Origin of the sequence: Spirillospora sp. NPDC048819 (genome assembly GCF_040650055.1) — a bacterium.
In the GTDB taxonomy this organism is placed as follows: Bacteria; Actinomycetota; Actinomycetes; order Streptosporangiales; family Streptosporangiaceae; genus Spirillospora.
The window spans coordinates 82777-101932 of record NZ_JBEZGN010000033.1; the positions used below are offsets into that span (position 1 = coordinate 82777).

Consider the following 19156-nt stretch of genomic DNA (forward strand, 5'->3'; position numbering starts at 1 on the left):
CCGCCGTGGGAACAGGGTAGCGAGCCGAAGCCGCGGCGGCCTTCCGCGGTGGTCAGCTGTCGCAGGCGGTGCCGTCGCCGTCGCGGTCCAGGTCGTAGATGTCGGAGCCGACTACGCGGACTGGGCCCTGTACGTAGGCCGGGCCGTTGCCGCTTCCGCCGGCGCAGTCGACGTCGCTGGCGATGGGCACGCAGGCGCCGCTGTAGTTCTCGTCGCATCGCCGGGCCTGCTTGGTGCCGACCGCGATGATCCGGGTCACCGGTTTTCTCGTGACCGTCTCACGCAGCAGCTTTCTGTCTGTTTCCGTGCCATCGGTGTAGGTGACCTCGTAGGTGAGGGTCATGACGCCGGCGACGCCGCGTCTCTTCACCTTTGTGGTGCCCTGGGCGAGGGTGGGGTCGTTCACCCTTGACGTCTTGTACGGGATCTTGCGCGTCTTCGTGACCCTGCGTTGTTCGACCGACGGGGTGGGCGTGGGCACCGCGCTGGTCGTGGGAGGTGCGCTCGCCGTGGAAGGTGTCGCGCTCGCCGGTGCATTGGCAGCCGCCGGTTCGGCCTGCTCAGCGCAAGCGCCGAGGGTGAGTAATGTGCTCATCGCCGCAATGGCCAGGACGAGGTGTCGCATGATTTCCCCCTAAGTAGGGACAAATCATCTTGCGGTCATCTGGCCGGGGCAATCGTGGGAAATACGGAAGAGGACGAGTGGCCGGGGTCGGCCGAGGAGTAGTGAATGGGTCCCGGACCGCTGGGGTGCGGCCCGGGACCAATTGATCATTCCTCGGTCGTGTCCTCTTCCGGGGGCTCGCCTATGGGGCCGCTTATGGCCACGATGGGCTTGTCGAGTTTTTCGCCGGAGCCGTCGCGGCGGCCCATGCTCACGTTGAGCATGGCCGGTTTGCCGTTGGCGGCCGAGGCGCGGAGGGGTGTCGGGGCCGCCCAGGCTTGGAGGAGGACGTCCTCGCCCTTGAGGAAGCGGTGGGCGCGGACGCCGCCGGTCGCGCGGCCCTTGGACGGGAAGTCGGCGAAGTCGGCGAGTTTGATCGCGCCGGTCTGGGTGCCGGGCAGGGCCGAGGACGCGCCCGAGATCGTGATCACGCGGGCTTCGCGGGCGGGGTCTATGGCGCCGAACCACAGGACGCGGGCGTCCGCGCCGAGTTTGATGCCCGCCATTCCGCCGGCGGTGCGGCCCTGGGGACGGACGTTCGAGGCGGCGAAGTGCAGGAGTTGCGCGTCGGTGGTGATGAAGACGACGTGCTGGTCTTCGGAGAGCAGCTGGACGGCCCCGATGACGCGGTCGTCGTCCTTGAGGGTGATGACCTCGAACTCGTCGCGGTTGGCCGGGAAGTCGGGGACCACCCGTTTGACCACGCCCTGGGCCGTGCCCAGGGCCAGGCCGCCGCCCTCTTCGGAGACGGCGGCTATGGCTACGACCGTTTCGTCCGGTTCGAGGTCGACGTATTCGGCGACCGGGGCGCCGCCCGCGAGGGACGGGGGCGTGGAGGTGGAGGGCAGGGTCGGCAGGTCGATGACCTCGATGCGGATCATCCGGCCCAGGGAGGTCACCGCGCCGACCTGGCCCCGGGCCGTGGCGGGGACGACCGAGGTCAGCACGTCGTGATTCGAGCGGGGGCCGCTGTCCGGAAGCGGGGACCCGTCGTGCGTGCGGGCCATGAGGCCGGTCGACGACAGCAGGACCGTGCAGGGGTCGTCGGCGACCTGCAGCGGGACGGCCGTCGCGGCGGTCTGGCCGGAGGATTCGAGGAGGATCGTCCGGCGCGGCGTGGAGAACTCCTTGGCGACCTCGCCGAGTTCCTTGGAGACGACGCCGCGGAGCTTCTTCTCCGACTCGAGGATCGCGGTCAGCCTGGCGATCTCCTTGGCGAGCTGCTCCTTCTCCTTCTCCAGTTCCAGCCGGTCGTAGCGGGTGAGGCGGCGGAGCGGGGTGTCCAGGATGTACTGCGCCTGGATCTCGGAGAGCTCGAAGATCTGCATGAGGCGCTGCTTGGCCTGGGCGGCGTCGTCGCTCTGCCGGATGACCTGGATGACCTCGTCGATGTTGAGCAGGGCGACGAGGAGGCCGTCCACGAGGTGGAGGCGGTCCTCGCGCTTCTTGCGGCGGAACATCGAGCGGCGGCGGACGACGTCGATGCGGTGGTCGACGTAGACCTGCAGCATGTCGCGGAGGCCGAGGGTGCGGGGCTGGCCGTCGACGAGGGCGACGTTGTTGATGCCGAACGTCTCCTCCATCGGGGTGAGCCGGTAGAGGTCGGCCAGGACGGCCTCGGGGTTGAAGCCGTTCTTGATCTCGATGACCAGGCGGAGGCCGACATTGCGGTCGGTGAGGTCCTTCAGGTCGGAGATCCCCTGGATCTTCTTGGCGTTGACCAGTTCCTTGATCTTGGCTTTGACGCGCTCCGGGCCGACGGCGTAGGGGAGTTCGCTGACGACGATGCCCTTGCGGCGGGCCGTGACGTTCTCGATGGACGTGGTGGCGCGGGTGCGGAACGTGCCCCGGCCCCCCTCGTAGGCGTCGCGGATGCCGTCCAGGCCGACGATCTTGCCGCCGGTGGGCAGGTCGGGCCCGGGGACGAAGCGCATCAGGTCTTCGAGGGACGCGTCGGGGTTGTCGATCAGGTGCCGGGCCGCGGCGATGACCTCGCCGAGGTTGTGCGGCGCCATGTTCGTGGCCATCCCGACCGCGATCCCGGACGCGCCGTTGACCAGCAGGTTCGGGAACGCGGCGGGCAGGACCTCCGGTTCGGTCTCCTGCCCGTCGTAGTTGGGGCGGAAGTCGACCGTGTCCTCGTCGATGGAGGCGACCATGAGCATCGCCGCGCGGGACAGCCGGGCCTCGGTGTACCGCATGGCGGCGGGCATGTCGTCGCCGCCGAGCGAGCCGAAGTTGCCGTGCCCGTCGACCAGCGGCATCCGCATCGCCCACGACTGCGCCATCCGCACCATCGCGTCGTAGATGGCGCTGTCGCCGTGCGGGTGCAGCTTGCCCATGACCTCGCCGACGACGCGGGCGCATTTGACGTGCCCGCGGTCGGGGCGGAGCCCCATCTCGTTCATCGAGTACAGGATCCGGCGCTGGACGGGCTTCATCCCGTCGCGCGCGTCTGGAAGCGCCCGCTGGTAGATGACCGAGTAGGCGTACTCGAGGAAGCTGCCGCGCATCTCGTCGGAGACATCGACGTCGACGATGTTCTCTTCGAAGTCCGGCGGTGGAGGGGCTGGGGATCCGCGTCGTGCCATGCCCCACATTGTGGCCGGTCCCAAGGACAACTTGTGCCCGCCCCACCGGGTGTGGCGTCCGACATGGCGGATCGATGTCGTTCCGTCACCTCCGCGGACCTGGCAGAGTGAGCAATGCCGGCCGAACGAAGTTCGTCATGTGAATGGTGGCGGGTGGAGCCGGCGGACGGTGGTTTCGATCCCGCAGGCGGAGGTTCAATTGGGCGCGCTGGCCGACCACCAGAACTCGATCTATCTGCAGGGGCTCGGCGACGTCGTCCCCGCCCTGCCCACGGACCTGACGAAGCTGGAGGGTCTCGCCGAGCGGTCGCTGTCGGCGCAGGCGTTCGGCTATGTGGCTGGGTCGGCGGGCAGCGAGTCGACCGCGCGGGCGAACCGGGCGGCGTTCGAGCGGTGGCGGATCGTCCCGAGGATGCTCAGGGACGTGGCCGACCGCGACCTGTCGGTGGAGGTTCTGGGCACCGCGATGCCGTCCCCGGTCCTGCTCGCGCCCATCGGCGTGCAGTCGATCTTCCATCCGGACGGTGAGCTGGCCGTCGCGCGGGCGGCGGCGGCCGAGGGCCTGCCGATGGTGCTGAGCACGGCGTCGTCGTACACCATCGAGGACGTGGCGGAGGCGAACGGCGGCGGGCCCCGCTGGTATCAGCTGTACTGGCCGAAGGACCGCGATCTCGCCGTCAGTTTCCTGGAGCGGGCGAAGGCGGCGGGTTACACGGCGCTCGTCGTCACTCTGGACACGTTCACGCTGGCGTGGCGTCCACGTGACCTCGACCAGGCGTATCTGCCGTTCCTGCGCGGTATCGGGGTCGCCAACTATTTCAGCGACCCGGTCTTCCAGAAGGCGGTCGGCGGGCCCGTCACCGACGCCAACCGTGACATGGCGATCCTGCACTGGGTCGCGAACTTCGGTAACCCTCGCCTGACCTGGGACGACCTGATCTTCCTGCGGGACCACTGGGACGGGCCCATCGCGCTCAAGGGCATCCAGCATCCCGACGACGCACGCCAGGCCGTGGACGCCGGCATGGACGGCGTCATCGTCTCCAACCATGGTGGACGCCAGGTGGACGGGGCCATCGCCTCGCTGGACGCGCTGCCCGGTGTGGTCGACGCCGTCCGCGACCAGGCGGCCGTGCTCTTCGACAGCGGAATCCGCACGGGAGCGGACGTCGCCAAGGCCATCGCTCTCGGCGCCAAGGCGGTGCTGGTCGCGCGCCCGTACGCGTACGGGCTGGCGCTGGGCGGTCAGGCGGGCGTCCAGCACGTCCTGCGGTGCCTCCAGGCCGAACTGGAACTGACCATGGCCCTCGCGGGCGTCAGCCGGCCGGGCGAGCTGAATCCGGAGACGCTTGTGCGGACGTGACCGTACCCGCGCGCATTCCGGGTAGGGGAGTGCGCATGCGCTGGCCCGATCACGTCATCTGGTGGCACGTCTATCCCCTCGGATTCGTCGGGGCGGTACCGGACGGGACGTCGGCGAAGCCTCGGCTGGGGCGGCTCGACGGCTGGCTCGACCATCTCGTCGGGCTCGGCTGCAACGGGATCGCGCTCGGTCCGGTGTTCGCGTCGGAAACCCATGGCTATGACACCGTCGACCACTATCGCGTCGATCCCAGGCTCGGCGGCGAGGACGACCTGCAACGACTCATCGACGAGGCGTCGCAGAAGGGGATCCGTGTCCTGTTCGATGGCGTCTTCAACCATGTCGGACGGAGCTTCGCGCCGTTCGCCGACGTCGCCGCCAGGGGCGAAGGGTCCCCGTACAGGAAGTGGTTCCACCCCGGGCTGCAGACGTTCGAGGGGCACGACCGTCTCGTCACCCTGAACCATGCCGAACCCGAGGTCGCCGACTACGTCACCGATGTCATGACCCACTGGCTGGAGCGCGGCATAGACGGTTGGCGTCTCGACGCCGCCTACGCAGTCCCGCCGGAGTTCTGGCGGACGGTCATAGACCGCGTCCGCGCGCGCTTCCCCGAAGCCTGGTTCGTCGGCGAGGTCATCCACGGCGACTACGCGAACGTGGTGGAACAGTCCGGATTCGACTCGGTCACCCAGTACGAACTCTGGAAGGCGATCTGGAGCTCCCTGAACGATCACAACTTCTTCGAACTGGCCCACGCCCTGGGCCGGCACGACGGGATGCTCGAAACGTTCACGCCGCTGACGTTCCTGGGCAACCACGACGTGACCCGCATAGCGAGCCGCCTGGACGACGAGCGACAGACCGCCCATGCGCTCGTCGTCCTGCTGACCATCGGCGGAGTCCCGTCCATCTACGCCGGGGACGAGTTCGGATTCCACGGCGTCAAGGAGGAACGGGAGGGCGGCGACGACGCCATACGGCCCGCCTTCCCTGCAAGGCCGGAAGAGACGCCTGGCCATGGCGAGAGCCTTCACAGGCTCCATCAAGAGCTGATCGGCCTGAGAAGGCGTCATCCATGGCTGGTCCACGCTCACACCACAGTGGACACCTTGACCAATACGGCACTCTCCTACACAGTGGGCCACGGCACAGAGCGGCTCGCGGTCGTCCTGAACCTGGACGAAGAGCCCGCCAGGGTGGACCTGCCCGACGCCGACTGGACGTGCGTAGCCGGTGAGGCCGCCTTCTCGGAGAAAGGCGTCACCGTCCCCCCGGCCGGATGGGCGATCGCCGAACCATGACATTCGTCATGGGGCACCCCTGCGATCCTCACGGCCGTTTCCTGATGCCTGTGACTGCACGTCCGCGCCGGGCCCGGCGAGCATGGATGTCATGAAGGCACCCGTGATCGAGGTACGCGACCTGGACCTGAACGAGTCCGTGCGGAACGTCTCGTTCACCGTGGCCGAAGGGGAGGTCTACGCGCTGCTCGGGCGCCACGGGTCGGGCAAGACGACCCTGCTGGAGATCCTCGCGGGCCTGCGGCGTCCGGCCGGCGGGTCGGTCCGCCTCCGCGGCGCCGACCCCTACACCGACCGTGACGCCGCGCGGGCCGGGGCCGTCTGGCGCGACGGCGGACTGTTCCCGGGCCTGACCGTCGCCGAGATCGTCGACACGTGGCGGCGCTGGACGCTCGACCCGCTCACCCGCGTCGAGGCCCTGCGCCTCGCCCGTCTCACGGACCTCGCCGACGTCGCGTTCGAGCGGCTGACGGCGGGACAGCGGCGCATGCTCGACCTGGCGCTGGCCCTCGTCGGACGGTCGGACGTGCTCTTCCTCGACGAGCCCACCGCCGGGCTCGACGAGGCGGACGCCCGCGAGGCGTGGTCGGTCCTGCTGATGCTGGCCGCGCACGGGGTCAGCGTGGTGCTCACGACCCGCGACCCGCGCGAGGCGTGCCGGGCCGACCGCGTCGGGATCCTGGACGACGGCCGCCTGCGGATCCGGGACGACGCCGCCGGCCGCGCCGCCGCCCGCCTCCACGCCGCCTGACCGCCGCGCGCCCCCCTTGACGGCCGCATACGCTGGGCGCGTGCAGCCCAGCATCCCGCGTCCCACCGTCATCGCCGCGATCCTCGTGGGAATGACGATGATGACGCTGTCCGGGCTCCTGCTGCCCGCACTCTGGTACGAAATGTTCGACCGGCAGGACGCCGGACGGCTGATCCTCGCCCTCACCGGCGTCGCCGCCGTCTTCGCCCTGTACGCCCGGCTCCTGTGGCAGAACCTGATGCGCCGCACCGCGCCGGGCCACCGGTTCGGGCTCGCGGCGATCGCGCTGATCTGCTGGGCGATGCCGCCGCTGCTCGGCACCGGCCAGGGCTGGGGCAACACGCTCCTGGTCCCGGCGGGGCTGATCGCCGTCGTCCTGCCCGTCCGCGAGGCGGTCGTGGCGACGGCGGCGGCGACCGTCCTGACCCCCGTCTACGGCGTGATGCTGGAGCTGCCCGCGCTGACCGTCCTGTACGAGGTGGCCGCCATACCGCTCGCCGCCTTCTCCGGATACGTCACGGTCTGGCTGTTCCACGTCGTCCAGGAACTCCGGGAGGCCCGCGCCGAGCTGGCCCGGTCGGCGGTGGGGGAGGAGCGGCTCCGCTTCGCCCGCGACCTGCACGACGTCCTCGGCCACAGCCTCCAGGCGGTCGCGCTGCGCGCCGAGGTCGCCGAGCGGTTCCTGGAACGCGACGACGGGCGCGTCCGCAAGGAGCTGACCGAGATCCAGACGATGGCGCGGGACGCGGTCCGGGACGTGCGCGAGGTCGTCCGCGGCTACCGGGCCACGTCCCTGCGGACCGAGCTGGACGGCATGTCGGCCGTGCTGCGCGCCGCCGGGCTCCGCTGCGAGCGCCCCGAGGTGTCGCCGGCGCTGCCCGCCCATGTGCACGAGCCGCTCGGCTGGGTCGCCCGCGAGGCCGCCACCAACGTGCTGCGCCACTCCAGCGCCACCTGGTGCGAGATCACCGTCCGGGCGGGCGCCCACCGCATCCGCATCGAGATCGTCAACGACGGCGCCGCGCGCCGCACCGCCGGGGACGCCGGCAGCGGCCTGGCGGGCCTCGCCGAGCGGATCACCGCGGCTGGCGGCGAGTTCACCGCCGGCCCGGTCGGCGACGGGACGTTCCGGGTGACGGCCGCCGTCCCCGTGGTGCCCGTCCCGGCGGAGGGAGAGGCATGATCCGCGTGCTGCTGGCCGACGACCACCTGCTGATCAGGGAGGCGCTCGTCCTGCTGCTGGAGACCGAGGACGGCATCGAGGTCGCCGCCGACGTCGGCCGCGGCGACGAGGCCGTCGACCGGGCGCTCGCCCTCAAGCCGGACGTGGCCGTCCTCGACATCGACATGCCCGGGCTGGACGGCCTCGCCGCCGCCGAACGGCTCTCCCGCGACCTGCCCGGCTGCCGCCTCGTGATCGTGACCGCGCACGGCCGTCCCGGCAACCTGCGCCGCGCGATGGCCGCCGGCGTCCGCGGCTTCCTCGGCAAGGACGCTCCCGGCGCGCGGCTCGCCCAGGTGATCCGGCAGGTCGCCGCCGGCGCCCGGTACATCGACCCGCAGCTCGCCGCCGACGCCCTCGCCGCCGAGGAATGCCCCCTCACCCCCCGCGAGCTCGACACGCTGCGCGCCGCCGCCGACGGCGCCCCGGTCTCCCGCATCGCCCGCGGCCTGGGCCTGTCGGAGGGGACCGTCCGCAACTACCTGTCGTCGGCCGTCACCAAACTCGGCGCCGACAACCGCCACGCCGCCGCCCGGGCCGCCCGCGACCGCGGCTGGATCTAGCGGCGGGCGAGGACGAGGCTGCCGCGTTTCGTGACGGGCAGGGGTGTGCGGAGGCGGCCGGCGGCCTCGGCGGCCTCGGCGCGGGGCACGCGGCGCGCGATCAGGTAGTCGCGGACGGCGTCGCGGTCGGGGAGCGTGATCAGCGGCGCGTCCCAGCGCTCCACCTCGACCTCGCCGAAGACCTCGCAGACGCGGTCGGGGGCCTCCTCGGCGTCGAACGGGGTGGGTTCGGGACGCCAGAGGGGCGCGAGTTCCGGGCTGTCGTTCCGGCAGATCGCCGAGGCGAGCAGCAGCCCACCGGGGGCCAGGACGCGGTGGGCCTCGCGGAGCGCGAGCCGGGGATCGTCCAGGTGGTAGAGCATGTTCACGGCCACGGCGGCGTCGAACGTCCCGTCCCGGAACGGCAGCCGCCGCGCGTCGGCCCGCACGCGCGGCCCAGGATGGGCGCGCAGGAGGGCGGCGGACGCGTCCAGGCCCACCAGCCGGAACGGCGGCCTGTGGGGGAGGGCGTCGCTGAGGGCGCCCTCCCCGCAGCCGATGTCCAGGACGCGTGAGGGCCCGGCGGCCAGGAGCTTCGAGGCGACGTGGTCGTGCAGGCTCCGCGCCCCGATCAGGTACTTCCGGGTGACCCTGCTGGCGAGGCGGAAGCGCTCCGGGTCGGAGTCGTAGTCGGGCGTGAGGGCCATGGACTGAGTCTGCCCGGTGGGCCGCCCCGGAAAGCGTCGTCAGGCGGTGGCGCCGCCGTCGACGACCAGGTCGTGGCCGGCCACGTGGGACGCGGCGTCCGAGGCCAGCCACAGGATGCCCGCGGCGACCTCGGACGTCTCCGCCACACGCCCGGACGGGGCCGCGGTGCGCATCCGCTCCGCGCGCTCTTCCCTGCTCTCGCCGGGCAGGAGCGACATCGGCGTGTCGCTGGCCCCCGGGCTGACGGCGTTGACGCGGACGCCGTCGGCGAGGTGGTCGAGGGCGGCGGTGCGCGTCAGGACGCCGACCCCGGCCTTGGACGCCGCGTACGCCGCGAGGGAGGGAAGGCGGCCGTGCGTGCCGATGTTGGACGAGACGTTGACGATCGCCCCGCCGCCGTGGCCGCGCATGTGGGCGATCTCGTGCTTCATCGACAGGAACACGCCCGTGAGGTTGACCGCGAGGACCTCGTCCCAGGCGGCGGCGTCGATGTCGGCGACGGGGCCGACCGCGCCGAGCACGCCGGCGTTGTTGACCGCGACGTGGAGGCCGCCGTGGCGCGCCACCACGGTCTCGACCATCCGGGCCGCGGACGAGGCGTCGGTCACGTCGGCGACGACGTGGTCGGCCCGGTCCGAGCCGATCTCCTTGACGGCGTCGGTCAGCGCGGTCTGGTCCCGTCCGGCGAGGACGACCGTGGCGCCTTCGCGGGCGAAGGCGTGCGCGGTGGCGCGGCCGATTCCGCCCGCGCCACCGGTGATGAGGGCGATCTTGCCGTCGAAGATCATGGTTCGTCTCTCCAGTATCTAGATCGATTGTTCTTGAATTTGGGCCGTAGAGAGCCCCGCCGGACGGGCGGGGCGGGGAACGGTCAGTCGAAGAGGGTCAGCGCCTGGCGCGTCGCGTCCCTCAGCCGGTTGTCGTCGGCGGGGCCGCGGCCCAGGACCCGCATGCCCTGGAAGAGGACGAGCAGGAGGCGGGCCAGCCCCCGCGGGTCCTTGTCCGGGGTCAGCTCGCCCTGGGCTTGGGCACGGGTCAAAGCAGAGGTGAGGGACGCCTCCAGGAAGCTCCAGCTCGCCTCGACCAGGCGGGCCGCCTCGGTGTCCGCGGGGGCGAGCTCGACCGCCGTGTTGACCACCATGCAGCCGCGCCGCGGCCGGTCGTGCGCCGCCTCCGCCGCATAGCGCTCGATCAGCGCCCGCAATGCCGGCAGGACGGGCCCGGGCTGTGACAGCGCCTCGGCGATCTTCGGGTCGGTGGACCGGAGATAGCGGTCGAGCGCCTTGATGTACAGCTCGTGCTTGCCGCCGAACGTCGCGTAGATGCTGGCGCGGGCGACGCCGAGATGCGCCACGAGATCGGCCATGGAGGTCGCCTCGTACCCGCGCTCCCAGAACAGCTCGAGCGCACGCTGCAGCGCGGCGTCCGGGTCGAACTCCTTCGTCCGTGCCATGGAAAGGACCTTAGACCGTTCCAGAACGAACGGTCAAATATCGGCGCGCTCGGGCCGTGCCGGGACGACCGGGCGGTCGAGGTCCAGGGCGTCCAGCACCGAACCGTCCGTGGCGAGCGCCTCGATGACCGGTCCCCGCCGGGCGCCCCACACCACGGCGACATGCCCGTGCGCGGGGACGTCCAGGATCCGCTTGCCGACCCGGATCCGCGCGACCTCCGCCGACGCCCGCAGGCGCGCCTCGTTCACCCACTTGGCGCCCCACGGCAGCAGACGGTTGGAGTTGCGGACCATCCGGCCCGACCCGTACTTCAGCAGGTGCCGCCCCATCTCGCCGGACGAGCGCCGGGCGAGGGGCTCGTCGGGGGCCGAGCCGCCGGCGCCGCCCAGTTCCCTCCACTCGCCGTCGCGGCGGTGGAACGTCCAGCCCTCGATGAACGCGGCGGCGGTTTCGTCCAACTGGTGTAGGAACGTGACAACGGCGACGTCGCCGTCCATGTCGAGCCCCAGGGGAAGGAAGTCCCGTCCTGCCTCGAAGGCGGCGGGAGCGGGGACGGGCATGCCGTCCTGGAGGAGCCGCAGGCACTCCTCGTGCACCTCGTGGTCGTTCATGTTCGGGGACCTCTGATCGTGCAGGCAGGGCAAAGGGCCCCCGCAAGAGGGCCCCGAGTTCGATTCACTCTAGAGGTCCGGCTCGTCTGGTTTCACCCGTCTGAGGTACCTCCGTCAATGCTTTGCCACACGTCCGTCACCTGGCCGTTACACGCGTCCGCGACCAGGTCAGCGCATGCCGGTACCGGTGCCCGCGAGATCACCTTCGGTGATCGGCGGCCCCGCCGGCCGGTGCGCGGCGGAACCCCGTGATGATCGGGAAAACGTCCGCGTTCTGTCGTCCGCACCTGATAGGACTCTTCCTCTACAGGTTCGCGAAGAGGACTCATGGACATCTATCAGCATCTTGAGGGGTCCGCCGGCCGGCCTCTCGAGGGGTACGCCGGGTTGCCGGTGTTCCGGTTCGACGAGGAGACGGGGCCGGACGACGAACTCCCTCCCGCGGCCGGGACGGCCTGGTACGTCGGGGCACCCGACGGCGGAAATTCGTTCGGCGACGTCTTCGCGCGGTTCCTGCGGGCGGTCGACACCACCGAGATCACAGCGCTGATCATCGGTTACTGGGATGATTTCGACCCGGTCAAGCCGCTGACGGAGGCCGCCGCGTCCTTCCCGAAGCTGCGAGCGCTGTTCCTCGGCGACATCGTCTACGAGGAGCAGATGATCTCGGTGATCGAGCATTCGGACATCTCGCCGCTGTTCACCGCGTTCCCCGGCCTGGAGCGGTTCGAGGTCCGCGGTGCGGCGGATCTGGTGCTCGCCCCGATCAAGAGCGAGCGCCTGAAGGTGCTGCGGTTCGAATCGGGCGGGCTGCCCGCCCGGATCGTCCGGGCCGTGGGGGCGAGCGAGCTGCCGAACCTGACGCACCTCGACCTGTGGCTCGGGAGCGAATGGTACGGCGGCGACGCGACCATGGCCGACCTCGCTCCGGTGCTCGGTGGCGAGCGGCTGCCCGCGCTGCGTCATCTCGGCCTGGAGGACTCCGAGACCCAGGACGAGGTCGCGGCGGCGGTCGCGGGCGCGCCGATCGTGGCGCGGCTGGAATCGCTGAGCCTGGCCATGGGCACCCTCACCGACCGGGGCGCCGAGGCGCTGCTGTCCGGCCAGCCGCTCACCCACCTGCGCAAGCTCGACCTGCACCACCACTACCTGTCCGACGCGATGGTCGAGCGGGTCAAGGCGGCTCTTCCCGGCGTCGAGGTCGACCTGAGTGAACAGGACGAACCCAACGCCGAGTGGTTGTTCGCGGCCGTGACGGAGTGATGAGGGTCGCGCAACTCTGTGCACCTTCCCTGATAGGACATGATGTCGGCCATTTCGCGAAAGGGGCTCGATGGGCGTCTATGAGCATCTAGAGGAGTACGCCGGCCTGCCGGTGTTCCGGTTCAACGAGGAGACGGGGCCGGACGACGAACTCCCTCCCGCCGCCGAGACGGCCTGGTACGTCGGGTCGTCCTTCGACGAGGAGCCGTTCGACGACGTCTTCGCACGGTTCGTCGAGGCGGTCGACACCGCCGAGGTCACGGCGTTGATCATCGGCTACTGGGGCGCCTCCTACGACGCCGGCGCGGCCGACCCGGCGGCGCTGCTGTCGAAGGCCGCCGCCTCCTTCCCGAAGCTCACGTCCCTGTTCCTCGGCGACATCACCGGAGAGGAGTCGGAGATCTCCTGGATCGAGCATTCCGACATCTCTCCGCTGTTCGCCGCGTTCCCCGGCCTGGAGCGGTTCGAGGTCCGCGGTGCGGCGAGTCTGGTGCTCGCCCCGGTCAAGAGCGAGCGCCTGAAGGTGCTGCGGTTCGAGTCGGGCGGGCTTCCGGCGGGGGTGGTCCGGTCCGTGGGCGCCGGCGATCTGCCGAATCTGAGGCATCTCGACCTGTGGCTCGGGGTCGGGGATTACGGCGGTGACGCGACGGTCGCCGACCTGGGGCCGATCTTGTCCGGGGAGCGGCTGCCCGCGCTGCGCCACCTCGGCCTGGAGGACTCGGAGATCCAGGACGAGATCGCCGCGGCGGTCGCGGGCGCGCCGGTCGTGGCGCGGCTGGAGTCGCTGAGCCTGGCCATGGGGACTCTCACCGACCGCGGTGCGGAGGCGCTGCTGTCCGGTCAGCCGCTCACGCACCTGCGCAAGCTCGACCTGCACTACCACTACCTGTCCGACCCGATGATCGAACGGGTGCAGGCGGCGCTCCCCGGCGTCGAGGTCGACCTGGGCGAACAGCAAGAGCCGGAGGATGACTGGTTCATCGCAGCGGTGACGGAATGATGCCGGAAACCGGGGCGGTCCGCCGTCCGTCCCTGCCAGGACATCGCGTCGACGATCTTGCGAAAGGGACCCATGGGCGTTCAACAGCGTCTTGAGGAATATGCCGGCCTGCCGGTGTTCAGGTTCAACCACGAGACGGGGGCCGACGACGAGCTCCCGCCCGCGGCCGAGGTCGCCTGGCACGTCGGGACGGACTTCGACGAGGAACCGTTCAGCGACGTCTTCGCGCGGTTCCTCCGGGCGGTCGACACCCATGGGATCACGGCGCTGATCATCGGCCACTGGGGCGGTGACTACGACACGCACACCTCCGACCCGGTCGCACTGCTGGTGGAGGCCGCCGGGTCCTTCCCGAGCGTGCGGTCGCTGTTCGTCGGCGACGTCACCTGGGAGGAGGCGGAGATCTCCTGGATCGAGCACTCCGACATCTCGCCCCTGCTGGCCGCGTTCCCCGACCTGGAGAGCCTCGGGGTTCGCGGAGCACAGGGTCTCGCGCTCGATCCGATCAAGAGCGAGATTCTGAAGGTGCTGCGTTTCGAGTCGGGGGGCCTGCCCGCGCGGGTCGTCCATGCCGTGGGTGCGAGCGAGCTGCCGAACCTGGAGCGACTGGATCTGTGGCTCGGTGTGGAGGACTACGGCGGCGATACGACGGTGGCCGATCTCGGGCCGATCCTGTCCGGGGAGCGGCTGCCCGCGCTGCGTCACCTGGGCCTAGAGGACTCCGAGATCCAGGACGAGGTCGCGGCGGCGGTCGCGGGCGCGCCGGTCGTGGCGCGGCTGGAGTCGCTGAGCCTGGCGATGGGCATGCTCACCGACGAGGGCGCGGAGGCGCTGCTGTCCGGTCAGCCGCTCACGCACCTGCGCAAGCTGGATCTGCATCACCATTTCCTGTCCGGCGCGATGATGGAGCGTGTGAGGGCGGCGCTTCCCGGCATCGAGGTCGATCTGCGCGAGCAGAAAGAGCCGGGAGGTCATGAGTTTCACCCTGCGGTGACGGAATGACACGGGAGGCGGGATGGTCCGCCGTCCGTCCGGAACGCCGCCACCGGGCCGGGCGGGCGGCATGAACGCAGGGCCGCAATGACGTTCGTCGTGGTCGGGACACCCGGCGACCGGCGTCCCGAACTGTTCGCGGCGGCGTGCCGGTCGTCCGGGCTGCCCGCGCCGCGTCTTGTGCCCTGGACGGACGTACTGCGCGGCGCAGAGATCGTCCTTGAGCCGGGGGAGCTGCTCCGGATCGACTCGCCGGGCGAGGACCGTGAGGCGGACGCGCTGCTGCGCGGCGCCGGCCACCCCGCCCGCGTGGGCGGCGGCGCACGCTGGTACCGGACGTTCACGGCGGCGCTGCGACGTCTGGCGGCCGTGGCCTCGGCCTCCGGGGCGCGGCTCCTCGGCGACACCGAGGAGATCGGGATCATGTTCGACAAGCGGCTCTCGCATGCGCGGATGCTGGCGGCGGGCGTCCCCGTCCCGCCCGCGCTGCCAGATGTCGATGGCTATACGGTGCTTCGTGCGCGGATGGACGAAGCGAGGGAGCGGCGGGTGTTCGTCAAGCCGGCGCACGGCTCGTCCGCGTCCGGGGTCGTCGCCCTGCAGACCGCACCCGGCCGGGTGAGGGCCGTCACGTCGGCCGTGAGGACGCCGGACGGCCTGTTCAACTCGCTGCGCGTCCGCGCGTACGAGACCGAGGACGAGGTCGCGGCGCTCATCGACGCGCTCGCGCCGGACGGCCTGCACGTGGAGCGGTGGCTGCCGAAGGCCATGGCCGGAGGGCGGGCGTTCGACCTGCGCGTCGTCGTCATCGGCGGTGAGCCCACGCACGCGGTCGTCCGGACGAGCCGCCATCCGATGACGAACCTGCACCTGGGCGGCGCCAGGGGAGACCTGGACGCGGTACAGCGGGCGCTTGGCGAGGACGGCTGGAAACGGGCTCTGGACGTGTGCGCGTGGGCCGCCTCCTGTTTTCCGGGCAGTCTGATGGTCGGTGTCGACCTGCTCGTCGGAATTGGGCTGAAGCGGTTCGCGGTCGGCGAGGTGAACGCGTTCGGTGATCTGCTGCCCGGCCTCACCGGCCTGCCCGGCGGCGCCGCCGAAGGCGTGGACACCTACACCGCCCAGGTCAGGGCCGTCCTCGCGGGGAGCCGTGCGTGCGCGACATGAACGAGGTCGTCGGCAGCCATGATCTGCTGCTGGTGACGCTCGACACGCTCCGCTACGACGTGGCCGCCGAACTGGCCGCGGCCGGGGAGACGCCCACCCTCGCCGGGCTGCTTCCGGATGGCCGGTGGGAGCGCCGCCACACGCCGGGAAGTTTCACCTACGCCGCGCACGCCGCGATGCTGGCGGGGTTCCTGCCGACGCCCGCGTCCCCCGGGCCGCATCCGCGGCTCTTCGCCGGGACGTTCGCGGGCAGCGAGACGACCACCGGCGGGACGTGGACGTTCGACGCCGCCGACCTGCCGTCCGGGCTCGCCGCCGCCGGGTACCACACGGTCTGCGTGGGCGGTGTGGGGTTCTTCAACAAGCTGACGCCGCTCGGATCCGCGCTCCCGTCGCTGTTCGCCGAGAGCCACTGGGAGCGCGAGTTCGGAGTGACCGACGCGGAGTCGCTGCCCAAGCAGATCGACCGCGTCGCCGAGATCGTGGCGCGGCTGCCCGCCGACCGGCGCCTGTTCCTGCTGGTGAACGTCGCGTCCCTGCATCAGCCCAACTGGTTCTACCTGGACGGTGCGACGCCTTCAGCCGGGGACACCCGCGCCAGCCACGCCGCGGCACTCCGGCATGTCGACGCCCACATCGGCCGGTTGTTCGACCTGATGCGCCGTCCCTGCTTCGTCATCGTCTGTTCCGACCACGGCACGGCGTATGGGGAAGACGGCCACACCGGGCACCGCATCGGCCACGAGGTCGTGTGGACCGTTCCGTATGGAGAGTTCGTTCTGTCATGACGCCCTATCAGGGGTACGTGTACGCCTATCCGCACAAGACCGCCTACAGGCCGCTGGATCCGCCACCGCAGTTGCGCGATGTGTGGGCGGGGGAAACGATCGACACGCTCTTCCTCTACCTCCATGTGCCGTTCTGCGAGATGCGGTGCGGCTTCTGCAACCTGTTCACCCGCACCGGCGCCCCCGAAGAGCTGACCGGCGCCTACCTGGACGCACTCGACCGGCAGGCCACGGCCGTACTGGACGCGCTCGGCGGCGACGTCTCGTTCGCCACCTCGGCGTTCGGCGGCGGCACCCCGACCTACCTCACCGTGCCTGAACTGGAACGGCTCTGCGGCATCGCCGGACGGTTCCCGGGATTCGGCGCGATTCCCCTGGGCGTGGAGACGTCACCGGCGACGGCCACCACCGACCGTCTCACCATCCTCGCCGAACGCGGCACCACCCGGATCTCCATCGGCGTGCAGAGTTTCCTGGACGAAGAGGCGCGCGCGGCCGTCCGTCCTCAGAAGCGCGCAGAAGTCGAGGCGGCGCTGGACCGTATCCGCGCGGTGGGCTTCCCGACCCTCAATATCGACCTCATCTACGGCATCGACGGCCAGACACCCGCGACGTGGATGCACTCCCTGAACGCCGCCCTTGCGTGGCGCCCGGAGGAGATCTACCTCTATCCCCTCTACGTCCGTCCGCTGACCGGCCTCGGACGTCGCGCCCAAGACTGGGACGACCAGCGCCTCACCCTCTACGGGATCGGCAGGGACCATCTCCTGTCCGAAGGCTACGAGCAGGTGTCGATGCGGATGTTCCGCCTTCCCGGCGACGTGGCCAACGGCACCGAGTACTGCTGCCAGACCGACGGCATGGTGGGGCTGGGCTGCGGGGCCCGCTCCTACACGTCCCGCCTCCACTACTCGTTCGAGTACGCGGTCGGGGCAGGCCAGGTGCGGTCCATCATCGACGACTATGTGCGCGAGGACGACTTCACGACCGCGCGTGTGGGCCTCGAACTGGACGGCGACGAACGCCGCCGCCGGCATCTCGTCCAATCGCTGCTGCAAGCGCCCGGGCTCGACCGGGCCGAGTACCGCGCGCGCTTCGGCACTGACCCGCTCGACGACTTCCCCGCCGACCTCAAGGCGTTCGACGACCGCGGCTGGCTGGAGATGTCCGACGGCGCCCTGCGGCTGACTCCGGACGGGCTCGCCCACTCCGACGCCATCGGTCCCGCACTGTTCTCCCGCCGCGTCCAGACGCTGATGGCCTCCTACGAGGCGCGCTGATCGTGCACCTGACGATCCTCTACCGCGGGCCGCTGGCCAGTTGCGACTACGACTGCCCGTACTGCCCGTTCGCCAAGCGCCGCGACACGCCGGAACAGCTCCGCGCCGACCGGGCCGCGCTGGAACGCTTCACGGAATGGGTCTCCCGCCAGGACCATCGCGTCTCGGTCCTGTTCACGCCGTGGGGTGAGGGGCTCGTCCGGTCCTGGTACAGGCGCGCCCTCACCGACCTGAGCCACCTCCCGCACGTCGACCGTGTCGCGATCCAGACGAACCTGAGTCACCGCGTGTCGTGGACGTCCGGCGCCGACCTGTCCCGCCTCGCGCTGTGGGCGACCTACCATCCCGGCCAGGTGCCCTACGAGCGCTTCCTCGGCAAATGCCGCGACCTGGCGGCGCGCGGCGTGCGGTTCAGCGTCGGGATCGTCGGGCAGCCCGAACACCTCGACGCCGCCCGCCGCCTCCGCGCCGACCTGCCCGCCGGGACGTACCTGTGGGTCAACGCCGCCGAGGGACGCGTCTACGACGACGCCGAGGCCGCCTCGTGGACCGGCATCGACCCCCTGTTCCCGGTCAGCCGGCACCCTCATCCCAGCCGCGGCCTCCCGTGCCGCACGGGGGAGAGCGTCGTGTCCGTCGACGGTGACGGCACGGTGCGCCGCTGCCATTTCGTCCCGGCGGTCCTGGGCAACCTCTACGACGGCTCGTTCAGGGACGCCCTCGCGCCGCGCCCGTGCCCCCTCGACACGTGCGACTGCCACATCGGCTACGTCCACCTTGAGCCAGTCGGCCTCTACAGCACGTTCGCGGGAGGCATCCTCGAACGCATCCCGGCCCTCCTCGGCGTGCATGATCCGGCGGCGCCGGCCATCGGGGAGGAGAACCGTCGGTGACCCCCGGCGCGAACCGGAAACGGCATTGAGTCCAGATGCCGTGCACGACCGTCTCAGAGAGCGCATGCTTGCGATAGCCGGTGAACTTAGGCGGTTCCGTGGACCATAGACAACGACCCCATTTCGTCCTCGCGCTCGAACCGGTCGACGCGGCCGTGCGCGCGGCGCGCGACTCCGTGCGCGCCGCCCTGGAGGGCTGGGACCGTGAGGACGCCAACGGCGACCTCGAACTCATCACCAGCGAACTCGTCACCAACGCGATCCGCCACGCGAACACCATCACGCTCGTCATCTACCTGCCCGACGACAAGACCGCCATGGTCGAGGTGTGGGACGACAACCCGGACGGGCCGACCGTGCCCATCGTGGACTTCCAGGCCGAAGGCGGCCGCGGCCTCATGCTCGTCGGCGCGCTGTCACATTCCTGGGGGTGGCGCTCCACCTCCGACGGAAAAGTCACCTGGGCGCAGACCGCGACCCCTTGAAGGCGGGAGCGGGCGGGTGTCCCTTGGTGACTGGGGAAGTGCGACCAAGGGACACCCGCCGGGGCCGGGACGGATCC

Annotated in this window: 19 protein-coding genes; 13 read left to right on the forward strand and 6 right to left on the reverse strand. The window is 70.8% G+C overall.

The genetic code is table 11. The features are described from left to right. Positions 1 to 52: 52 nt before the first annotated feature. Together AB0C35_RS33970 and AB0C35_RS33975 are read right to left on the reverse strand one after the other, a co-directional pair. Positions 53 to 625, reverse strand: a complete 573-nt coding sequence (locus AB0C35_RS33970) for a G5 domain-containing protein (protein WP_358465196.1) — start codon at positions 623 to 625, stop codon at positions 53 to 55. 146 nt (positions 626 to 771) lie between these two features. After that, positions 772 to 3255, reverse strand: a complete 2484-nt coding sequence (locus tag AB0C35_RS33975) for a DNA topoisomerase IV subunit A (RefSeq protein WP_358465199.1) — start codon at positions 3253 to 3255, stop codon at positions 772 to 774. Positions 3256 to 3454: 199 nt separating this feature from the next. Here AB0C35_RS33975 and AB0C35_RS33980 point away from each other — a divergent pair, with 199 nt between their 5' ends. The 5 genes from AB0C35_RS33980 (at position 3455) to AB0C35_RS34000 (ending at position 8458) form a co-directional block, all read left to right on the forward strand. Further along, positions 3455 to 4618 (forward strand): lactate 2-monooxygenase, encoded by a 1164-nt coding sequence (locus tag AB0C35_RS33980; protein ID WP_358465298.1) that lies wholly within the window; start codon positions 3455 to 3457, stop codon positions 4616 to 4618. Between the two features lie 35 nt (positions 4619 to 4653). Next, positions 4654 to 5922: an alpha-amylase family glycosyl hydrolase gene (locus AB0C35_RS33985; protein WP_358465202.1), complete on the forward strand. Its 1269-nt coding sequence runs from the start codon at positions 4654 to 4656 to the stop codon at positions 5920 to 5922. Positions 5923 to 6013: 91 nt separating this feature from the next. Next, complete coding sequence (locus AB0C35_RS33990; RefSeq protein WP_358465205.1) at positions 6014 to 6673, forward strand: ABC transporter ATP-binding protein; 660 nt, start codon at positions 6014 to 6016, stop codon at positions 6671 to 6673. Positions 6674 to 6713: 40 nt separating this feature from the next. Beyond that, on the forward strand, positions 6714 to 7856 hold the full coding sequence (locus AB0C35_RS33995; RefSeq protein WP_358465208.1) for a histidine kinase: 1143 nt from the start codon (positions 6714 to 6716) through the stop codon (positions 7854 to 7856). After that, entirely contained in the window at positions 7853 to 8458 is a 606-nt protein-coding gene (locus AB0C35_RS34000; RefSeq protein ID WP_358465211.1) for a response regulator transcription factor, read from the forward strand. Before AB0C35_RS33995 ends, AB0C35_RS34000 begins: the two co-directional genes overlap by 4 nt. Here the strand turns inward: AB0C35_RS34000 and AB0C35_RS34005 are convergent. The 4 genes from AB0C35_RS34005 to AB0C35_RS34020 all read right to left on the reverse strand — a co-directional run bounded on the left by AB0C35_RS34005 (position 8455) and on the right by AB0C35_RS34020 (position 11210). Next, positions 8455 to 9144 (reverse strand): class I SAM-dependent methyltransferase, encoded by a 690-nt coding sequence (locus tag AB0C35_RS34005; protein WP_358465214.1) that lies wholly within the window; start codon positions 9142 to 9144, stop codon positions 8455 to 8457. The two genes, AB0C35_RS34000 and AB0C35_RS34005, sit on opposite strands and share 4 nt — an antisense overlap. Positions 9145 to 9183: 39 nt before the next feature. Next, a complete protein-coding gene (locus AB0C35_RS34010; protein WP_358465217.1) occupies positions 9184 to 9933 on the reverse strand; it encodes a glucose 1-dehydrogenase in 750 nt (249 codons plus the stop codon). An 83-nt stretch (positions 9934 to 10016) separates the two neighbouring features. Then, positions 10017 to 10598: a TetR family transcriptional regulator gene (locus AB0C35_RS34015; RefSeq protein ID WP_358465220.1), complete on the reverse strand. Its 582-nt coding sequence runs from the start codon at positions 10596 to 10598 to the stop codon at positions 10017 to 10019. Positions 10599 to 10631: 33 nt separating this feature from the next. Then, positions 10632 to 11210, reverse strand: a complete 579-nt coding sequence (locus tag AB0C35_RS34020) for a hypothetical protein (RefSeq protein ID WP_358465223.1) — start codon at positions 11208 to 11210, stop codon at positions 10632 to 10634. Between the two features lie 327 nt (positions 11211 to 11537). Between AB0C35_RS34020 and AB0C35_RS34025 the strand changes: the two genes are divergently transcribed. From AB0C35_RS34025 to AB0C35_RS34060, 8 genes are all read left to right on the forward strand, one after another. Beyond that, the gene (locus AB0C35_RS34025) at positions 11538 to 12473 is read left to right on the forward strand and encodes an STM4015 family protein (protein ID WP_358465226.1); all 936 of its coding nucleotides are present in this window, start codon (positions 11538 to 11540) and stop codon (positions 12471 to 12473) included. Positions 12474 to 12543: 70 nt separating this feature from the next. Next, positions 12544 to 13473: an STM4015 family protein gene (locus AB0C35_RS34030; RefSeq protein WP_358465229.1), complete on the forward strand. Its 930-nt coding sequence runs from the start codon at positions 12544 to 12546 to the stop codon at positions 13471 to 13473. Between the two features lie 72 nt (positions 13474 to 13545). Further along, positions 13546 to 14475: an STM4015 family protein gene (locus AB0C35_RS34035; protein ID WP_358465232.1), complete on the forward strand. Its 930-nt coding sequence runs from the start codon at positions 13546 to 13548 to the stop codon at positions 14473 to 14475. Between the two features lie 78 nt (positions 14476 to 14553). Continuing rightward, a complete protein-coding gene (locus AB0C35_RS34040; RefSeq protein ID WP_358465235.1) occupies positions 14554 to 15633 on the forward strand; it encodes an STM4014 family protein in 1080 nt (359 codons plus the stop codon). After that, positions 15630 to 16421 (forward strand): STM4013/SEN3800 family hydrolase, encoded by a 792-nt coding sequence (locus AB0C35_RS34045; protein WP_358465301.1) that lies wholly within the window; start codon positions 15630 to 15632, stop codon positions 16419 to 16421. The genes AB0C35_RS34040 and AB0C35_RS34045 overlap by 4 nt, the downstream gene beginning before the upstream one ends. After that, a complete protein-coding gene (locus AB0C35_RS34050; RefSeq protein ID WP_358465238.1) occupies positions 16418 to 17701 on the forward strand; it encodes an STM4012 family radical SAM protein in 1284 nt (427 codons plus the stop codon). The genes AB0C35_RS34045 and AB0C35_RS34050 overlap by 4 nt, the downstream gene beginning before the upstream one ends. Next, on the forward strand, positions 17701 to 18594 hold the full coding sequence (locus tag AB0C35_RS34055; RefSeq protein WP_358465304.1) for an STM4011 family radical SAM protein: 894 nt from the start codon (positions 17701 to 17703) through the stop codon (positions 18592 to 18594). The genes AB0C35_RS34050 and AB0C35_RS34055 overlap by 1 nt, the downstream gene beginning before the upstream one ends. A 98-nt stretch (positions 18595 to 18692) precedes the next feature. Beyond that, the gene (locus tag AB0C35_RS34060) at positions 18693 to 19079 is read left to right on the forward strand and encodes an ATP-binding protein (protein ID WP_358465241.1); all 387 of its coding nucleotides are present in this window, start codon (positions 18693 to 18695) and stop codon (positions 19077 to 19079) included. Positions 19080 to 19156 lie beyond the last annotated feature (77 nt).